Source organism: Microaerobacter geothermalis (assembly GCF_021608135.1).
GTDB lineage: Bacteria > Bacillota > Bacilli > DSM-22679 > DSM-22679 > Microaerobacter > Microaerobacter geothermalis.
The window spans coordinates 1-1,857 of the sequence record NZ_JAKIHL010000027.1 but is presented as its reverse complement, the minus strand read 5'-3'; the positions used below and the strand labels follow the sequence as shown (position 1 = coordinate 1,857).

General features: G+C 48.5%; 1 protein-coding gene. It reads right to left on the bottom strand.

Features of this window, described 5'->3' with window-relative positions; genetic code table 11:
- Positions 1-138 precede the first annotated feature (138 nt).
- Positions 139-1,440, bottom strand: coding sequence for a group II intron reverse transcriptase/maturase (ltrA, locus tag L1765_RS10605; protein WP_236407099.1), 1,302 nt, complete (start codon positions 1,438-1,440; stop codon positions 139-141).
- Between the last annotated feature and the right edge of the window lie 417 nt (positions 1,441-1,857).

Genomic DNA, 1,857 nt, shown 5'->3' with positions numbered 1-1,857 from the left:
GTAGAGTAGAGAACTGAAATTTCATTGCGGGCGGAAGCCCGTTTTACTTTTTCAGTTCCCCCTTCATCAAACCGGACGTGAGGTTTTCCCTCATCCGGCTTTCCGATGTTCTTCTTCCTTCAGCGTTAAGTACTTTCCTTAAGCAGCAAGTTTCTTGAGTCCGGCGAGATCAGCTATGATCGCTACTTTGCCGGACTTGCTGTGTTTCTTACGACGATTGTGTTTCTTGTTCCAGAACAGCATTAATCTCCTTCGGATATACCAATCGATTTTGTTCAGGAATCTGTCCGCAAAGTTATCCAAACCGTAGTAATTTTTCCATCCTTGGATTTTGGGGTTTAGTTCCTCCACCATCTGGTTCATCGTCCAGTACAGGCGTTTTCTCGGTTCCGTGACCTCTTTAACGGTTTTTCGCATCTTTCCCATCGCCTTCTTGGATGGAAAACTGCGAAGAATATGAACTTCTTTCCCTTTCATCATCTTTGGTATTTTCCGGTGATGCATACCCAAAAAGTCGAATCCGTCTTTGTCTCCCCAAAGGTTGACGAGTTTGGATTTTGATGCATTCATCTGGAGTTCCAACTTACCAAACACTGCTTTCAAGACATCGATCGCTTTTATCGCGTCTTCTTTGGTTTTACATAGGATAACGAGATCGTCCGCATAGCGGACGAGTGTGCCCAATTCCCTGAATTTCTTTTCCCAGATCGTGTCCAGGTAATTTAAGTAGATGTTCGCAAGCAAGGGAGAAATGACTCCGCCCTGCGGGCTGCCGATCTCGGTCTCATGAAACTCATGATCTTTCATGAATCCTGCCTTCAACCACTTGCGAATGAGTTTGAGCACTCTGCGGTCACTGATGCGCTGCTCTACTAGTGTCATCAGTTTCTCGTGCGGGATATTGTCAAAATAGCCGGTGATGTCAATGTCAACTACCCAATACACGCCTTTCTTGACCGCGCGGCGGATGTGGCGAATGGCATCATGGGCACTCCGTTTCGGTCGAAATCCGTAGGAGCAGTCCTTGAAGTCTGCTTCAAAGATCGGCTCCATCACTATTTTCGTCGCCATTTGAACGACGCGATCTCGGATAATGGGGATACCGAGGGGACGCGTTTTTCCATCTCCTTTAGGTATTTCCTTTCTCCTTGCAGGCAGCGGATGGTATTTTCCGTTCTTTAGAGTGTCTTGGATTTCGTGTACGAAACGCGCCTCACCGTACTCCTTGGTGATATATTCGATGGTTATCCCATCGACACCGCCGCTCCCGCCGTTCGCTTTTACTCGCTTCCATGCTTCCCAAAGTATGTCCTCGCGATATACTTTGTCGTACAGTGCATGAAACCGCCGCTTCGGATTTTCCTTGGCTGCAAGGCATAGTGCGTTTTGGAGTTGTCGAGCTTTCCCTTTGGTGTAGTTAGCAGGTTTTACTGCATTCACTGACTCTTACCTCCTCTGACACATGAACAAAGTAGGGGTCCTTTCCTCCTCGAGGTTTTGTTGTCCTCGTTTCTTCGGTATTATGACCCCCTCCGACTCCCTTCCCGCAGCTCGCCACTTCGCCTGTCGGGCTTATAGGTTCGCTCTTTACGACTTCCGCCGTGCGGGGGAGGGTCTCCCTAGTTCCAGGTACAACTTTCACAACATACCGATCCCCATACACCGGAGAATTCTTCCGTGCTGATTCCAAGTTCTTCACACGTTCCGTGGTCTTCGCCCAACTAACCGGGGCTCGACTTTCTCTTGTCCCTTGCGGGTTCTTTTTGACGATGCGGCAGGATTCACTTCATGTTACGGTCTGTTGTTTTGCTCGCACTCCGTAAGGAGTTACTTTGTCACAGGGCTTCAACCTTAGGA